Here is a 332-nt window from a genome sequence, read left to right as displayed (position 1 = left end):
CGAACGACGCTTGGTCGCCGCGGATCGACATCAACGCTTCGCGGAACCAGGTATGGGATGTCTCGTTCGACCTCGTGAAGGTGTACGACTACCAGGTGTTCGATGGGACCACGCACCGGATGCGGTTCCTGGATGGGAACTACCAGCCGGTGACGGAGATCCCGGTGTCGGGCTCGCTCTACCTCGAGGTGACGGACCTCGACCAGAACGAGCACCCGGCGATGCGGGAACTCATCTTCGGCGGCTGGAACAAGGACGCCGACGCTGATCACGAGGGGAGCGACCCGATCTGGTGGAAGGACTCCGGCGACTACGACCGGATGACCCCGCAG

General features: G+C 63.6%; 1 protein-coding gene. It reads left to right on the top strand.

Annotated elements, in window-relative coordinates:
- The coding region (locus NUV94_07850; GenBank protein MCR4392650.1) for a hypothetical protein at positions 1-332 on the top strand (332 nt) is incomplete at both ends.

The sequence above is a fragment of the Candidatus Acetothermia bacterium genome (assembly GCA_024653305.1).
Lineage (GTDB): Bacteria > Bipolaricaulota > Bipolaricaulia > Bipolaricaulales > Bipolaricaulaceae > JACIWI01.
Note: the sequence above shows the minus strand (reverse complement) of the source record. Positions and strands in the feature narration are given on the sequence as shown.